Genomic DNA, 16,375 nt, shown 5'->3' with positions numbered 1-16,375 from the left:
ACGATGTCCGGATCGATCCCCCGTTTCATGCTGGCCGATCTCTCCGCCGACGAGCTCGCGCAGGAGATGATCCGCCGGATCCCCGCCACGGCGCCGGAATGGAAGAACGTGCAGCAGGGCGATCCCGGCCGGGCGATCATCGACCTGGTCGCCTGGATGGGCGAGACCATCCTCTACCGCGTCAACCTGCTGCCGCGCCGCCAGAGGCTGGAATTCCTGCGCCTCCTGGGGCTGAAGCTGCGCCCGGCCGCCGCCGCCCAGGGCATCGTCGCGCTGGCGCACAAGCGGCCCGCGGGCGCCGCGCCGGTCTTCACCGCCGAGGGCACGCGGGTCTCGGGCCCGGTCGCCTTCGAGACCCGCGGCCCGGTGACCGTCCAGCCCTTCGAGGGCCGCCTCTACTACAAGCGCAGCATCCTGGGCGCCGAGAAGGAGGCGCTGCGCGAGGTGATCGACGACCTCGCGGAGCTCTACCGCGTGGCGGTGCCCGACCCCTATGCCACGACCGAACTCTTCGAGACCGGGCGCGCGGTGCCCGCGGGGATCGACCCCTTCGCCGCGGCGACCGACCGCTCGGTCTGGATCGCGCTGCTGGCGCTCGATGCCGGCGCGCCGGCGCGGCAGGCGGCGCTCGACGCGTTCGACGCCCAGCCGGCCTATCTCAATATCGGGGTGATCCCGCGGATGGTCACGCCCGATCCCGAGCCGGGCGAGCTGCCGCCGGTGCCGCTGGAGCATTTCGAATGGTCGATCAGCTCGCTGACCCCGGTCGGTTCGGAGCTGCGCGAAAGCTACCTGCCGCTGCAGGTCGAGGCCGACACCACGCGGCAGATGACGGTCGAGGGCACGCTGCGGCTGCTATTGCCCGGCGCGGCCAGCGTCTCGGCGCCGGCCAATGACATCGACGTGGACACCGATGCCGGGCTCGGGGCGAAGCCGCCGCGGGTCGACGACCCGGATGTCTCGCAGCGCATCGTCGGCTGGATCCGGCTGAGGCCGAAGGACGCGGACGGGATGCTGCCGCTGTCCTGGATGGGCATCAACGCCGTCGCCATCGAGGCGCGCGAGACCCGGCGGCTGATCCAGGCGGGCGTGTCGAACGGGCGGCCCGCCCAGGTCATGCCGCTGCCCGACACGGATATCGACCCCGAGAGCTTCGTGCTGTCGGTGCAGGAGGGCGGCAAGGGCTTCGTGCGCTGGTTCGCCACCGCCGATCTCGGCAGCGCGGCGCGCGACGCGCGGGTCTTCACCCTCGACGCGGCGGCCGGCACGGTGGCTTTCGGCGACGGGCTGACCGGCAAGCTGCCCGAGGCAGGCGCGCGGGTGCGCGTCGATTTCATGCGCTCGGGCGGCGGCGCCGAAGGCAATGTCGCGGCCGCCACGCTGGCGGCGATCGAGAAGCCGGGCCTCGCCGCGCGGCAGCCCGCGGCGATGTCGGGCGGGCGGGCCGCAGAGACGCTGGAACAGGCCGAGAAGCGCGTCACCGCCTGGCTGCAGCACAATGACCGCTGCGTGACCGAGGCCGACTACAAGGCGGTCGCGCTCGATCTCGACCTGGCGCGGGTCGAGGTGCTGCCGCGGTTCCGGCCCTACAACCTGACCGAGAACGTGCCGGGCGTGGTCTCGGTGCTGGCGCTGCCGGGCAAGGCCGCGATCGAGGCGCCGAACCCGCGCCCGGACCGCCGCCTGGTGGAGCGGGTGCGCAACCATCTGGAGCCGCGCCGCCCTCTGGGGACAGAACTGTTCGTGATCGCGCCGGACTACGTGAAGATGGGCGCGGCGGTGGCGGTCTCGGTGCGCGACGGCTTCGCCCCCGAGGAGGTGGCCAAGGCGGTGCGCGCCGCGCTCTACCTGTTCCTCTGGCCGCTGGCCGGGGGCGGGCGCGACGGCGCGGGCTGGCCGCTGGGCCAGGCGGTGTCGAACCTGGAGGTGGAGCTGATCGCCGCCCGCGTGCCGGGCGTCCTGTCGAGCGCGGGCGCCTCGGTCTTCGGCTACGGCCCGGCGGGCTTCGCGCCGGTCGCCAAGGACATCGCCAGCGGTGCCCAGCTGATCGGGCTGGAGCGCTGGCAGCTGCCCGAATGCCTGCAGATCGACGTCGCCATCGGCGCCGCCGCCGCGCCCGGCGCGATGGAGGACCGCACCGGCCTCGACGGCACGGGCGGGGAGGGCACGGCGGTGCCCGTCGTCCCGGAGGTCTGCTGATGAAGGACGCGCAGGGGCAGAGCTACTGGCAATGGTGCGCCGCGGCCGATTTCGAGCCGCTCGGGCCGTCGCTGCGCTGGGATGCGGCGGGCAACTGCCTGGCGCTGGTCTCCTCGCTGGGGCAGGCGCCCGCGGCCGCGCCGGCCGCCGCGGCGCGGGCGCTGGCGCAGACCCCGCCGGTCGCGATCGACGCCTTCGGCAGCTGGGCCCGGGTCGAGACCGGCGAAGAGGCCACGCGGCTGATCGTCGGCGGCGCCGCCGAGGAGGAGCACGAGCGCCTGGCCTTCCCGGCCGGGACGCTGATCCGCGACATGGCCCCGACCGCCGAGGGCTGGCTGGTGCTGGCCCTCGGCGGGACCGGCGGCGACCGCGTGCTGATCCACGACCTGACCGACCGTTTCGACGATGTCGCGCTGGCCGAGCCGGGCTTCGTCCCCGACCGGGTGAGCGCGGCGGAGGGCGCCATCTGGGTCGCCGACCGCGCTGCCCCGGCGTTGCGCCGACTGGCCGGGCGGCCGCTGCCGCGCCCGGTCGCGCGCCGCAACCGCGCGGACCATGTCTTCCAGCCGGAGCCGCTCGATCCCGATCCGCCGCGGCTGTTCTCGCCGGTGGCGCTCGACCTGTCGGAGACCGGCGAGGTGCTCGACGCGCAGGCGCTGCCCGACGGGCGGCTGGCGCTGCTCATCCTCGGGGCGGAGGATCAGAGCCTTCTGCGGCTGGTCGCGGCCGACGGTTCCGCGCTCGGCGATGCGGTGGCGCTCGGCGCGCTGCGCGGGGCGGCCTCGCTCGGGCTGCTGGATGCCGGGACGCTGGCGGTCCTGGTGCCGGGCGCGCGCGCCGCCGTCGCGGTGCCGCTGCCTGCAGAGGGCGAGGCCGAGCTGCCGGTCCTCGGGCTGCGGCTGCCGCTGCGCGACCATGACGGCGGCCGGTTCTGCCGCGGCGTGCCCGGCGCGGCGCTGCACTATCCCGCCGCGGCGGCCGGACGGCCGGTGGCGCGGCTGGTCGCGCTGTCGCGGCCGAGCTATGCGCGCGCCGGCCAGGCCCGCAGCCGCATCGCCGAGGCCGATACCGCCGGAACGGTCTGGCACCGGATCTACATCGAGGCGCATCTGCCCCAGGGCTGCGGCGTCACGCTGCGGCTCGCCGCCGGGGACGACCGCGCCGCGCTGGAACGGCTCGGCGCCGCGGAGATGGCGCTCCACCGTTTCGGCGCCACACCCGGCACGGCGGGGCCGCAGGGGGTCTGGCTCGATTTCGACAGCGAGAAGCCCTTCCTCGCCTCGGCCACCGGCATGCCGCGCCGCCGCGACCGCTGCGGCCTGTTCTCGGCGCTGGTGCAGAAATCCGAGGGGCCGGTCCGCCGCGTCGCGGGACGCTACCTGCGGGTGGATCTGGAATTCCACGGCTCCGGCCTGGCGACGCCGAAGCTGCATGCGCTGCGGGTCTGGGGGCCGCGCCGGTCCTGGCGCGACCGCTACCTGCCGGACTACCTGAGCGTCGAGGCCGGGCCGCAGGCCGAGGGCTCGAACTTCCTCGACCGCTATCTTGCGCTTTTCGAGGGGCTGCTGACCCCGCTCGAGGACCAGGTGGCGGCCAGCTGGCGGCTGACCCGGCCCGACGTGGCGCCCGCCGATGCGCTCGACTGGCTGGCGGGCTGGATCGGGGCCGAGCTGCCGGGCGCGCTGCCGCTGCCCGCCCGGCGCCACCTGCTGGCGAATACCGTCCAGCTCTGGCGCCGCCGCGGCACGCTGCCGGGGCTGCGCAAGATGCTGGAGATCGTCACCGAGGGCGGGGTGTCCCGCGGCGAGATCGTCGTGCTGGAGCACTACCACCTGCGCCGGACCTTCGCGACGATCCTCGGCGCCGACCTGTCGGATGCCGGGAACCCGCTGACCCCCTGGGCCGGGCGCAGCGGCAACAGCCATCTCGGCCCGACCTTCTTCCTGGGCGAGGAGGACGAGAAGGCCTTCTTCGCGCTCTTCCGGCCGAGCCTGCTGGACGATCCGCTGACCACCGCCGAGGAGCGCGCCGCCGCGCTCGAGGACCTGGCGGAGTTCTTCGACAGCCATGCCCACCGCATCACCGTGCTGATCCATGGCGGCATGGACGATGCGCGGCGCGCCCAGATCGCCCGGGTGCTCGACCGCGAGGTCCCCGCCCATGTCCATGCCGTCATCGCCGAGGGGCCGGGCAGCATGGTGCTAGGGATCTCCTCGCTCGTCGCCGTCGACAGCCGCCTCGCCCCGCCGCCTGCGCCCGGCGAGCTGACACTCGGCAGCGCGCAGCTCGGCCAGGCCTACCTGTCCGATCTGCCGTCCCTTGATCCGCGCTACGAAGGAGGTGCCTGATGGCCTCGTTTATCGCCGACCCAGTAACCGATGCGCTCGAGACGCGCCCGGCACCGGAGCGGACCTTTCCGCATGACGGCGCGCTGCTGACGCAGACCGACTTCCGCACCGAGCAGCTCTACCACCGGGCGCTGCTGTCGCGGCTGGCGCTGCACCTGCATGGCGCGGGCACCGTCGCCGGGCTCGACGTGCGCTACGTCCCCGCCGCCGGCGGGGCGGAGGTCGAGGTGGAGGTCGCGCCCGGCCTCGCCATCGACCGGCTCGGGCGCCTGATCGAGATCCCGACCCGCTCCTGCCTGCCGCTGGCGGCCTGGGTGGCACAGCAGGACGCCGAAGACGAGACCCGCGCCGCGCTGCAGGCCGGGCTGCGCGCGGCGGCGGGACCGCTGCCGGTGCATGCCGTGGCCGATGTCTATCTGGGCTACCATGCCTGCGCCCAGGTGCCCGAACCCGCCTTCGCCAGCGCCAATGCCGACACGATCGACGGCGTGCAGCCCTCGCGGATCCGCGACTACGGCAAGCTCGACCTGGTGGTCCGGCCCGCCGATGACGACCGCGCGCCGCAGAGCCTGGTGGCCAGCCAGATCCCCGACACGGTCCCGCCCGGCGACCTGCCCGCCGCGCTGCGCGACTACAAGCGCCTGACCGCCTGGGACGTCACCCGCTCGGACGGGGCGCCGGGGCGGTTCCGCATGGCCTCGGGCGGCACGCTGTCCGAGCACGTGCCGGGCACCGTCCAGGACGGCACCGAGATCTTCCTGGCCCGGCTCGCGATCCCGCTGGTGACCGGCGGCGGCGCGGGCCCGCGCTTCGACGGCACGATCGACCTGAGCCAGGCGCAGTTCGTGCCCGACCAGAGCATCCGCCCCTATTCCTATTCGGCCGAGGAAATCGCGCTCCTGGCCGCCGATCTGAGGAGATAGCGCCATGCCGACCTTGTCGCCGCAGGACCTTCGCCGCACCCTGATCGATCCCGGCCAGCTGCCGCCGGGCGCGGTGCTGGTCGACCAGCTGCGCGAGCGCACCCGCTGGTCCGAGGGCATGTTCGTCACCGCCCAGCATTTCAACCGCGACCAGTCCTACATGATCGCCCGCCAGGGCGACATGGGCCAGGCGATCGGCAAGGGCGTCGTCTCGGGGCTCGAGGTGCGCCCGGCACCGGGCGGCAGCTCGGGGCTTGCCGTCTCGCCGGGGCTCGGCATCGGCGGCGGCGGCGAGAGCATCGTGCTGCACCAGGAGATCACGATCCAGCTCGGCGACATCAGCCAGCAGAAGCAGCTGACCGCCGCCGCCGGGCTGGAAGAGAGCCTCAAGCTGGTCGCCGAGAGCCGCAGCGGGATCTTCGTGCTCTGCGCGGTGCCGGTGGAGTACTCCTCCAACCCGGTGGCCAACTACGCCACCAGCGCGGCCGGGCAGCGCAAGCTGGAGGACAGCGTGGTCAACGAGGCGGTGCTGTTCACGCTGGTGCCCTTCACGCTGAACACCGGCGGCGGCTCGCCCGAGATGCGGCGCGCCCGGGCCGCCCAGCGGGTCTTTTTCGACGGCAAGGGGCCCGATCTGCCGCCGACCAGCCTGCCGCTGGCGATGATGGAGCTCGACAGCAACGTGCTGGTCTGGCTCGACATGCACCTGGCGCGGCGCGATGCGGGCGCGGCGCGCGCGGATGCCTTCGGGCTGGGGGTCGTCGACACGGCGCGGGCGATCGCCCATCACCGCCAGTACGATGCGCTGATCGGCGAGATGATCGCCGGCAGTCCCGACATGGCCTTCGCCGCGTCCTCGCGCTTTTCCGTCCTGCCGGCGATGGGCCGGATGCCGACCGCCTGCGTCGCGCCGCGCCTGCCCGCGCCGGGGCTGGCGCCGGTGCTCAGCCAGAACTGGCTGCCGGCCTCAGTGCCGGTGGAGCTGGTGGCGCTGCCCGAGGACGAGATCGCCCAGCTGCTGGAGGAGAGCCTGACGCTGCCGCCACTCGATCTCGGCGCCTCGCGCGAGGCGCTGGAGCAGACGCCGGTCACTTTCATCGTGCCGGTCCCGCGCGAGGACTGGGCCGCGACGCCGACCGAGATCGCCCAGGCCGAGCTGACGCTCGCCCCTGCCGCGCCGCTGGGCGGCCGCGCGCAGAGCCCGGCGGCGCTGATCGACGCGCTGCTGGCGCAGGAGGAGGATGCGGATCTGATCGATCCGACCGTGAATGCCGAATGGCTGGCGCTGCTCTCGTCGCGCCAGACCCTTTGGTATGCGCGGCGGCGGCAGTTCCTGCGCACCGACGCGCTGGCCGGAGAGGCCTATGCCTACCAGGTCGCGCTGCCCGAGCTGCCGGACACCCCGGAGACGCCGGAAATCCCCGAGACGCCCGAGACCCCGGAGGCGCCGGCAACCGACGAGGCCGCCGCGGTCGAGCTGTCGCAGAGCGTCCTCGGCCAGGACAGCGCGGGGCTTTCGGACCTGCTGGCGCCCTGGGGGCTCGACATGCTGCATGGCCGGATCGCCCTGCCGGAGACGGCGGCGGAGATCGGCACGCTGGCGATGTACAACCGCGCGCTGCTGCACGCGGTCGCCGGCGGCAGTCCGCTGGCCGCCACCCATATCCTGACCGAGGCGGTCTCCCGCGGGCTTGACCGCGCGGCCGCCCAGCAGATCCTGCAGATCTATGCCCGGTCCAACCTGGCCGGCGGGCTGACGCGGGTCGAGGCGCTGCTGACCGGCGGGCCGGTCGAGATCGGCATCCCGCGCTTCGCGACCCGCACGCAGGAGGTCGCGGTGGCGGCGGGCCTGCAGCGGGCGCTCAATGGCGGCGTCGCGATGCGGGCCCCCGCAGAGGCGCTGCTTCCCGCCGCGGCGGCGGAGAGCGTCCAGCGGCTCCTGCGCATCCTCGAGCGGCCCGACGAGGAGGCCGCGGCGATCCTCGCGCGCGGCGGCGGCCCGGTGCTGCTGCGCGAGCCGCGCGATCCCCGTGAGCTCGGCCGCGTGCTGGAGATCAGCCGCGAGCTCGGGCTGCCGCTCAGCTACCGCTCGGCCGATCCCGCCGCCATCGAGACCCAGGCGCGGCGCGGGCTGGTCGTCTCCACCGGCCGCATGGCGGAGCTGCTGGAGCTCTTCTCCGGCGACCGCATCCCGGCCGCCGACCGGGTCCTGGCGCATATGGAGCGGATGACCGCCGCCCTGGGACTGGCCGCGGCCGACGCCCGGGCCGCGGCGCAGCGGTCGCTCGGACAGCTTCTGGGAGACCTCCAATGACGCTCCTGCTCAAGGATCCGCAGGGGATCCTGACATCCCTTCTGGCGCTCAGCCCGGCGCGGGCGCGGCAGGTCGCGGGCGACTGCGCGCTGCAGCGCCTGCGCTACACGACCGGGCGGACGATCACCCGCTCGGCGATGGCGGTCGAGCAGGGCTGGAGCGAGGCGCGGCTGGGCCTGGCCGGGCGCCGCCTGGCGCCGGGCATCGTCGCGGGGCTGGCCATCGGCGCGGTGAACGGCCGCGACGGCGAGCCGGAGGCGCCGGGCCTCTTCGAGCTGTCGCCGGGCCGCGCCATCACGCCGATGGGCCAGGACGTGATCCTGCGCCAGCCGCAGACGGTGCGGCTCGACGACCTGCCGCCGACCGGGTCGGTCGCGGACGAGGCCGGTCTGCCGCGCGGGCTCGTGGTGCTCGTCGCCGAACCGGTGGCGACCGAAGCCGAGGTGCTGCCGCCAGAGGCGAGCCCGCTCGGCGGCTTCGCCGATCCCTGTCCGCCGGATGCCGCCGCCGCGCCCTATATCGACATCGTCATCCGCGACGGGCTGCGGCTGAGCTGGACCTCGCTGGAGGACAGCCTGGCCGGCGGCGATCCCGCCTATGCCGCCAATGTCGCCGCCGAGGCGCTGCGCGCGATCGAGGCCGATCCGGCGCAGGAGCTGCCCTGGGCGGCCTTCGGCACCGGCCTCGCCATGATGTTCGTCGAGCCCGACGGCCGCATCGCCTGGGTCCATCACGCGGCGGTCGCGCGCCGCGGCGGGATGCTGCCCAACCTGCGGATCGACCCGTTCGACGCGCTGCGCCAGAGCCGCCTCGAGGGGCTGGTCGAGGAGACCGCCATCGCGACGCGCCGCGCGGGCTGGGACGGCGCGGCGGGCCATGCCTTCCTGCGCCACCTGCCGCCCGCCGGGCTGCTGCCGCGCAAGGCCTGGGACAGCGGCTCCTTCTTCCCGGCGACCTGGGGCCAGGCGCAGGCGCCGATCCCGGCCAGCCAGCTCGAGGCCGCGCTCGAGGCGGCGCGCAAGCTGGCGCCCTATGACACCTCGCGGGCGCGCGACCATGTCAAATGGCTGGTGCCGGTGCCGGACCATCTCTATGCCCCCGACCTGCTGGAACCGCCCGGCGAGCGGGGCTTCGCCGAAATCGAGGCGACGCTGCAGGGCCGCGTGGCCGACATGCGCGCCCCCCGCGAGGCGCTGCGGGCGATGGCGCCGCAGGTGCAGGGCGCGATCGGCGGATCGGGCGCGGTCACCGATTTCACCCTGTCCGGGGACGACCCTGTCAGCGGCGAGGCGGAATTCGCCACGGTCGATCCGCAGATGCCGGACCCCCATGGCGAGGACGCCGCCGAGGCGCTGGCGCGCGTGCATGGCGAGCTGCCCGAGACGCTCTTCACCGCGCCGCAGCGGGCGATGGTCGATCCCGCCGGGCTGGACGATCTTGCCGTGGACTATGGCATCACGCCCTTCGTCCGGCGGATGCGCGCCGCGCTGGATCTGGGCAATGACGTCGTCGATTTCGCCTTCAGCCAGGTCCAGGCGGAGATCTACCGGCTGCGCCAGATCATGCTCGACAACGAGGAGGCGACAAAGCTCGCCACCTTCCCGGTCCTCGCGGGCCTGGCCAAGGGCTCGAGCAACTACGCGCTCTCGCAGGGCCTGCGCGCCAGCTTCCTCGCCACCCGCACGGCGGCCGGAGACGGCACGGGCGGCGACGGCAGCGGCGGCGGCGTGATCGTCGAAGCCGCGGCGGAAACCGCTGAGACGGTGGCGGCCAATGTCAGGACCGCCTCGGACAGCTTCGCCCTGCGCAGCGCCGATGACGGCCTGACGATCGCGCTGCACGAGATGCGCTTGACCGGCGGCGTGCCCCGGGAGCTGGCGGCCGCGCCGGAGCCGAGCTTCGCCATCGCGCGGGAGACCGCCGTCACCGGCGGGCAGGTCACGCTGATCCCCGGCACGATCGAGTCCGCGCCGCTGCGCACCGGCGGGACCTCGGGGACGGACCTGCTGCGGGCGACCGCGATCACCGGCTTCACCGACACCCAGGCGACGCTCAGCTTCGGCAAGGCCATCTCCGTCGGCGACACCTACCTGTCGGGCAACACCACCCAGATCAAGACGCTGGTGGACGAGACCCGCGCCGGGCTGGTCGATGACGCGCTCCTGGCCGATGCCAAGTCGAAGCGGATCGGCATCACCCGCTCGGCCCCGCTGCCGGGCGAGATCCGCGAGGTGCGCACCGTCACCATCGCCGACCGGCTGAAGCGCAGCGCGTCGCTCAATGCCAAGGCCTCGGCGGTGCGGATCAAGGCCGACGTGATCCGCCGCATCCAGGGGCTGGAGATCTCGACCGCCGGGCTCGAAGTGCCGCTGACCTCGGCGCGCAACGCGGTGCTGCTGCCGCGGGCCAGCGTCCTCGGCGCCGCGCGTGCGGCGGGCTATGCGGAGGATGAGATCGACCAGATGACCTCGGGGTTCCGCCAGGTGCTGCAGGGCGTCGAGGATGATCGCAACTGGGAATTCGTCGTGCTGCCCGAGGCGGCCGTCACCTCCGGCACCGCCGGTCCCGAGCTGACGCGCCAGAGCCGCTTTGCCGCCCAGCTGCGCGCCCGTCCCGCGCCGATCGACCTGCCGGTGCTCGCCGCGCTGGTCCTTGCCAAGCAGCTCGATCCCGATCCGGTCGCGACCGGCGGCCAGGACAGCGAGGGCGACGACGAGAGCGCCTATCTGCAATCGGCAATCAACACGTTGGAGAATGTCGTCTCCTTCCTGCGCGTGGTCGAGGCGCGGATCGGCGCGGTCGCGGCGGTGGTCGACAGCGTCGAGGCCGCGATCCCGGGCTTCGCCGCCATCCAGACCCGCTGGGAAGAGGCGCTTGCCATCGCCGACCAGGATCTCGACGAGGCGCGGCACGACCTGCGCGTCGCGCTCAGCCTGATCGCCGAGGAGAACGCGCGGCTCGATGCGCTGGAGGCCGAGCGGGCGCGGATCCTCGCCGAGAGCGTCAAGTACGTCGCCTACGCCCGGCCGCGCGTCCTGCGCGCCCATCGCCAGGGCGACACGCTGGGCCTGCGCCTGCCGGGCGCCTTCGAGGACCCGCTGCCCTCCAGCCTGCGGCAGCCCGCCGACGTGCCGCGCGAACTGGCCGAGATGCTGGCGGTGCTGCGCGAGATGCCGATCGGCTGGTTCACCGCCTCGCCGGAACTCGCCGCCGAGTTCCGCTATCCCTACTATCTCGACCATCTCTACTCGAACCTGCGGATGCGCGCCTATTCCAAGTACAGCGTGATGCAGGGCCGCGCGCGCAGCGAGACCGGGCGCGGCCGGGCGGCCTCGCCGGCCTATGCGGCGATGTCCTCGGTGCTGACCGGCTATCGCGGGATGATGCTCAACATGCTCAAGGCCCGCAGCGCGCTCGATCTCGACGCGCTGTCCAGGGCGAGCTGGGCGGACCGCCGCCGCCGTGCCCTGGCCGACCTGTCGCTGAACGACATCATCGAGGCGGGCGAGCAGCCGAAGGTCGCGAAGCTGGCGCTGGAAGAAGTCGGCCAGATCGAGCGGGTGATCGCGGCCGAGACCGAGCTCTTCCGCCAGGTGCCGCCGGCCCTGCGGCTGATCTGGGCGCAGCACCTGTCGGTCTTCGACGCCAAGGTCTCGCTGGCCTCGCTGGTCCGGCTGCCCAGCTGGGACCGGATCGACTGGGAGCTGCGCAAGAAGCTGATCCGCCTCAACGACTGGCTTTTCGGCCGGATGGACAGCGGCGTCGCCGAGGCGCAGGCGCTGATGTCGGATCTGGTGCGGGTGGCGGTCCTGCTGGCCTCGCACGCGCCGGTGGCCGAGATCGTGACCGCGCGGCTGGAGCGCGACCAGGCGGTCGGCAAGGGCGCGGCGATCGACCTGGTGATCCGCCGCGGCACGCCGGTGATCGGCATGCAGGTCGCCGTGCTCGAGGCCGGCGCCGTGCAGGCGCGGGGCGTCGTGCGCGACCTCTCCGGCACGATGGCCAAGGTGGAGATGATCGAGGTCGCGGCCGGTGTCACCCGGGTGACGAGCGTGCATGAATTCGCCGTCTTCGATCCCGCCGCCCGGTCAAAGGTCGGCGTCTGATGGGCGCGCCGGGCCGGATCCGCGTCGGCCGACTGGCGGTCCGCGCGCCCGGCCGAGACGCGGTGCCGGGGTTCCGCGCGGATCTGGAGGATGCGTTCCGCACCCTCACGCTGCCCCATGAAGAGGCCGGCGGGCTCCTGGTGGTGCGCCGCCTCGATCTCGGCCGGGTGCCGCGCGGCATCTCCCGCCAGGCGCTGTCCCAGCTCGTCGCCCGCCGCCTCTGCGAGGCCGGGCTCCTGCGCGTGCCGCCGGGGCGGGCGCTGCCCGGGGCCGCGGCCGAGACGGCCGGGGCGGTGCTTTTCGCCGACCAGGTCACGGCAGCGGCGGCGGCGCTCGGGGCCCTCTGCGCGGACCGGCCGTTCAGCTGGCCGCTGCGCCGCGCCTTTCCCGGCGCCGTCGAAGGCGGCCGGGCGGAACGCGCGGCGGCGGTCTTCGCCGCGCTCGCGGCGCGCGCGGGCCCGCAGGCCGCGGGGCGCCTCGCCGATCTGCCGGGCGGTCCCGAGCTGCTCCTGGAAAGCCTCGAGATGGCCGGCCCCGCCGCCCTCGGGCGGATCCTCGCCGCCTGCGCGGGAGAGGAGGCGCGGCGGGCGGTCGAGGCGGCTGCCATGGACCGCTTCCGGCCGCGGGCGGCGGCGCCGTCCAGCCTCCCGCCCGGGCGGGCGCTACCGTCTGCTGCCGCCCCCGTTCCCGAGCCGGCGGCGATCCTGCCTGCCTGGGCGGAGGCGCTGGTCCTGCCGCTCCTGCGCGGCGCGGCGCAACCCGGCGGCATCGAGCTGGCTGCCGCGGCGCTGCGGCTGCGGGCGGCGAACATGCCGCTGCCGATGATCGCCGCGGCGCTCCGGCAGATCCCGGATCTGGCGGCCCGGCGACGGCGCGGCCGCGCATCGACACGGCCCGGGGCCGCTGCCAAGCCAGCGCCGGGCGCTCCCCGGTCGCAGGGCACGGCAGGGGCGGCCGTCCCCGAGGTAGCCCGGACGGACCCGGGCCGCGCGGCGGTGCCGGACCGGGCGGAGCTCCTGCCCGGCCCGGTCTTCGACGGCGAGGAGAGCCCGGTCGCCGGCCTGTGGCTCCTGCTCGCGGCGATGCGGCTCGCGGGGCTCGAGCGGGCCGAGGCGGCGGGCGTGCCGCTCTGCCTGCCGGTCCTGCGCGGCTTCGCCGCCCGGCTGGGGCTCGGCGAGGGCGATCCCTCGACGGCGGCGATCGGCACCGGCGACTGGGATCCGCCGGCAGAGCCCGCGCTTGGCAGGAGCTGGGGGCCGGATCCGCGGCTTCTGCCGGCCTGGCGGGGCTGGGGCCTCGCGCCGGGCGGGCCGGGCTGGCGGCGCCTCTGCCTGCGCGGCTTCGCCGTCGGCGCGCTCCGCCCGGGCACGCTGCGCCGCCATGGCGGGCCGGGGCTGCGCCGCGCCGGGCCGGTCCGCGGTTCGGCAGTCACAGGGGCGATGCTCTCGGCGCAATGCGCAGTCTCGGCGGCGACCGGGATGGGCTGGCGCCCGCTCGCGCGGCTGCCCGGCCGCATCTGCGTCACCCCCACCCATGTCGATGTCACCTATGATGCCCGCGACCTGCGGCTGCCGGTGCGCCTCGCGGGGTTCGACCTCAATCCCGGCTGGGTGCCCTGGCTCGGCCGGGTGGTGAGCTTCCACTACGACTACAGCCAGCTGCGCGACCACGACCGGGCGGGCGGCGCGGGGCGGCGGCCATGACCGAGGCGCTGCCGATCCCCGCGGCGCCGCGGCTCTGCGATGCGGTCGCCGAGGGCCTGGCGGCCCTGCTGCCCGCGGCCGGACGGCCCGGGGCGGCGCGGCCGGGGACGCTGCTGCATGCCGCCGTCGCGCGCCCCGCCCGGGAGGACCGGGCGCTGATGGCACTGGCGCGTTCGGCGGATCTGGGGCTCGAGGACCTGCTTGCCGTCGCGCTGGCCGAGGCGGTGGAGCGCGATCCCGCCATCGGCCAGGCGCTGCGCAGCCTGCAGGGCGAGGGGTTCGGACCGTGGCCGAGCATCGGCGCGCTGGCGCGGCTGGCCGCGGCCTGCGGGCTGGAACGGGAGGGGACGGGCGCCTTCGCGGCACGCGCCTTCGCGCTCGGCCTCGTCGTGCCGGGCCATGACGGCTGCGTGCCGCAGGCCGAGCGGACCTTCCGCCTGTCGGAGGCGATGGCGCTGGCGATGGACCTGGCGCCTGAGCGGCCCGCGATCCTCGCCGCGACCGGGCTGCCCGATGGCTGGCGCGCGGCGGCGGCGGAGATCCTCGCGCATCTGGGGACCGGGCCGCTCTGCCTGTCGCTGCGCCAGGGCGAGCGCGCCGACCGCCGCCTCTTCGCCGCCGCGCTAGCCGAGGCGGCCGGGCGCCGCGCGGTGCAGCTGCCCGGCGCGCCGGGGCCGGGGACCGGGGCGGCGGCCGGGCTGGCAGGCTGGCTGCCGGTGCAGGAGCTCGCGACCGAGGCGGGACGGCGGGCGCGGCTGGCGCCGCTTCCCGGCTATCACGGCCCGCGCATCGTGCTGGCCGGGCGCGAGGGCGGGATCGAGGCCGAGGGGCTCGACGTGATCGACCTCGACCTGCCCGGCGTGGCGCCGCAGACCCGCGCGGCGCTCTGGCGCGCCGCGCTGCCCGGCACGGCCTTGCCCGCGGCGCTGCCGCATCTGCGCTTCGGGCCGGACCGGATCCGGGCGATCGCGGCGCGCGCGCGGGCCGGGCAGGGGCTGCGCGCGGCGATGGGGGCGGAGCTGCGCGCCGACATGGAGCCGCATGCCACGCTGGTACCGCATGACGTCGGCGATGCCGATTTCGCCGCCGAGGAGGCGCTGCGCGCCGAGTTCGACCTGCTCTGCGCCCGCTGCCGCCCGGATATCCGCGCCGCCCCCTCGCCGCACCGCATGCCGGGGGTGCGGGCGCTTCTTTCGGGGCCGTCGGGCACCGGCAAGACCCATGCCTGCGCCTGGCTGGCGACCCGCCTCGGCCTGCCGCTCTTCAAGCTCGACCTCTCGGCCGTGGTGTCGAAATACATCGGCGAGACCGAGGAGAACCTGTCGCGCATCCTCGACCGCGCCGAGACCGCCGACTGCGTCCTGCTGATGGACGAGGCCGACAGCCTGTTCGGCGCCAGGACCGAGACGAAGGACAGCTCGGACCGCTTCGCCAACAACCAGACCAACTACCTGCTCAGCCGGATCGAGGCCTTCGACGGGATCGTGGTGATGACCACGAATGGCCGCGACCGCTTCGACGAGGCCTTCGCGCGGCGGCTCGACCAGATCATCGAGGTGCCGCTGCCCGCCGCGCGCGAGCGCCGCCAGATCTGGCGGATGTGCCTGGGCGCGGGACACGGGCTGAGCGCGGCCGAGATCAACCGCCTGGCGGCGATGGTGGATCTGCCCGGCGGCCATATCCGCAACATCGTGCGCACCGCCGAGGTGCTGGCGCTCGACGCCGGCCGGGGCCTCGGCATGGCCGATATCCGCACCGGCATCGCGCAGGAATTCCGCAAGATCGGGCGCAGCGTGACGGGGGCAGTGGCAGGGCTATGAACGACATCCGCATCCCCCAGACGCTGGTGCTGCCGCCGGATACCGCCTTTGCCGCGATCGCCCGGACCCTGGAAGAGCTGGGCTTCACCCAGGCCGAGACCGGCACCGTGACCGCGCCGATCGTCGCCGGCGAGCCCGAGATCGCCAACTGGACCTGGTACGGCACGCTGCCGGTGATCCAGTACAGCTTCAACCCGGTCGTGCGGCTGCGCCTTCTGGAGGTCGCCACCGTGCCGCCGGAGCTGCGCGGCCGGATCGCCCGGGCGCTGCAGGCGCTCAGCCCCGCCGACGTCTCCGCGGCGCTGCGCGAAAGCGACGACCGGCGCTGCCTCTTCGGCGTCTGGGCGGCGGTCGAGACCGAGCGCATCGACCTGATCCGCGATGTCGAACGGGTGCGCGACGGCGCCTCGGGGCTCCTGCGCGAGGAGGTCGACCTGGCGCTCCTGCGGCTGGGCGACCTGGCCACCGCGCGCTACGAGATGCTGGCGACCGGGCGGGCGCTGTCGGAGGCGGTGCTGGAGCTGGTCAACGCGATGGCGGATCCCGCGCTGCGCGCCCGGCTGGCCCCGACCGAGGAGGACTGCGCCGCCGCCTTCCATGCCAGCATCGTGCCCGAGCTCTGGGAGGCGGTGCGCCAGGGCGGGCTGCCCGGGCGCTATCCGCGGCTGGAGCCGGTCGCGGCGGATGCGCTGATCGCCGCGCCGGCCGGCGCCTTCCGCTGGTCGAACGAGCTGAGCGACGGCTTTCCCGGCGGCTACCGCAAGATCGCGGGCTGGATGGATCCGGGCCGCATCTGGCTGGCCTGGCGCGGGACCGAACCGGATGGCGGCACGCGCCTGATGGACGGCCTGGTCTTCCTCGGCGAGCGGTGGGTCTGGATGCCCAAGGTCTTCCGCCTGGTCGAGCCCCTCATCCTGCGCCTGCCCCTGTCCGAGGGGCAGGTGCGGCACTGAGCGGGGGCG

8 protein-coding genes are annotated in these 16,375 nt (G+C 74.8%); all 8 read left to right on the top strand.

What is annotated here, in order from left to right:
• The first annotated feature begins 3 nt into the window (after nt 1–3).
• Genes FGX59_RS21935 through FGX59_RS21900 form a run of 8 tightly spaced genes read left to right on the top strand, consistent with a single transcriptional unit; the run spans nt 4 to nt 16,366 of the window.
• On the top strand, nt 4–2,199 hold the full coding sequence (locus tag FGX59_RS21935) for a baseplate J/gp47 family protein (RefSeq protein ID WP_138469270.1): 2,196 nt from the start codon (nt 4–6) through the stop codon (nt 2,197–2,199).
• Nucleotides 2,199–4,547 carry a phage tail protein gene (locus FGX59_RS21930; RefSeq protein WP_138469269.1) on the top strand — a complete coding sequence of 783 codons (2,349 nt, stop codon included), beginning with the start codon at nt 2,199–2,201 and terminating at the stop codon, nt 4,545–4,547. Before FGX59_RS21935 ends, FGX59_RS21930 begins: the two co-directional genes overlap by 1 nt.
• Nucleotides 4,547–5,470, top strand: a complete 924-nt coding sequence (locus tag FGX59_RS21925) for a hypothetical protein (protein ID WP_138469268.1) — start codon at nt 4,547–4,549, stop codon at nt 5,468–5,470. Before FGX59_RS21930 ends, FGX59_RS21925 begins: the two co-directional genes overlap by 1 nt.
• A gap of 4 nt (nt 5,471–5,474) precedes the next feature.
• Entirely contained in the window at nt 5,475–7,784 is a 2,310-nt protein-coding gene (locus FGX59_RS21920) for a hypothetical protein (RefSeq protein ID WP_138469267.1), read from the top strand.
• Nucleotides 7,781–11,890 (top strand): hypothetical protein, encoded by a 4,110-nt coding sequence (locus FGX59_RS21915; RefSeq protein WP_138469266.1) that lies wholly within the window; start codon nt 7,781–7,783, stop codon nt 11,888–11,890. The genes FGX59_RS21920 and FGX59_RS21915 overlap by 4 nt, the downstream gene beginning before the upstream one ends.
• A complete protein-coding gene (locus FGX59_RS21910; RefSeq protein WP_138469265.1) occupies nt 11,890–13,593 on the top strand; it encodes a hypothetical protein in 1,704 nt (567 codons plus the stop codon). Before FGX59_RS21915 ends, FGX59_RS21910 begins: the two co-directional genes overlap by 1 nt.
• Nucleotides 13,590–15,413, top strand: coding sequence for an ATP-binding protein (locus FGX59_RS21905; RefSeq protein WP_138469264.1), 1,824 nt, complete (start codon nt 13,590–13,592; stop codon nt 15,411–15,413). Before FGX59_RS21910 ends, FGX59_RS21905 begins: the two co-directional genes overlap by 4 nt.
• Nucleotides 15,410–16,366 (top strand): hypothetical protein, encoded by a 957-nt coding sequence (locus tag FGX59_RS21900; RefSeq protein WP_138469263.1) that lies wholly within the window; start codon nt 15,410–15,412, stop codon nt 16,364–16,366. The genes FGX59_RS21905 and FGX59_RS21900 overlap by 4 nt, the downstream gene beginning before the upstream one ends.
• The last annotated feature ends 9 nt before the right edge of the window (nt 16,367–16,375 follow it).

Source organism: Poseidonocella sp. HB161398, assembly GCF_005870025.1.
Lineage (GTDB): Bacteria > Pseudomonadota > Alphaproteobacteria > Rhodobacterales > Rhodobacteraceae > Mangrovicoccus.
This window is presented reverse-complemented; position numbering and strand designations above follow the sequence as displayed.

Excerpts from the sequence above, each read along its gene's own strand:
- FGX59_RS21935 (WP_138469270.1), top strand. The coding sequence starts at position 4 with ATGTCCGGATCGATCCCCCGTTTCATGCTGGCCGATCTCTCCGCCGAC.
- FGX59_RS21910 (WP_138469265.1), top strand. The coding sequence starts at position 11,890 with ATGGGCGCGCCGGGCCGGATCCGCGTCGGCCGACTGGCGGTCCGCGCG.
- FGX59_RS21900 (WP_138469263.1), top strand. The coding sequence starts at position 15,410 with ATGAACGACATCCGCATCCCCCAGACGCTGGTGCTGCCGCCGGATACC.
- FGX59_RS21905 (WP_138469264.1), top strand. The coding sequence starts at position 13,590 with ATGACCGAGGCGCTGCCGATCCCCGCGGCGCCGCGGCTCTGCGATGCG.
- FGX59_RS21920 (WP_138469267.1), top strand. The coding sequence starts at position 5,475 with ATGCCGACCTTGTCGCCGCAGGACCTTCGCCGCACCCTGATCGATCCC.
- FGX59_RS21925 (WP_138469268.1), top strand. The coding sequence starts at position 4,547 with ATGGCCTCGTTTATCGCCGACCCAGTAACCGATGCGCTCGAGACGCGC.
- FGX59_RS21915 (WP_138469266.1), top strand. The coding sequence starts at position 7,781 with ATGACGCTCCTGCTCAAGGATCCGCAGGGGATCCTGACATCCCTTCTG.
- FGX59_RS21930 (WP_138469269.1), top strand. The coding sequence starts at position 2,199 with ATGAAGGACGCGCAGGGGCAGAGCTACTGGCAATGGTGCGCCGCGGCC.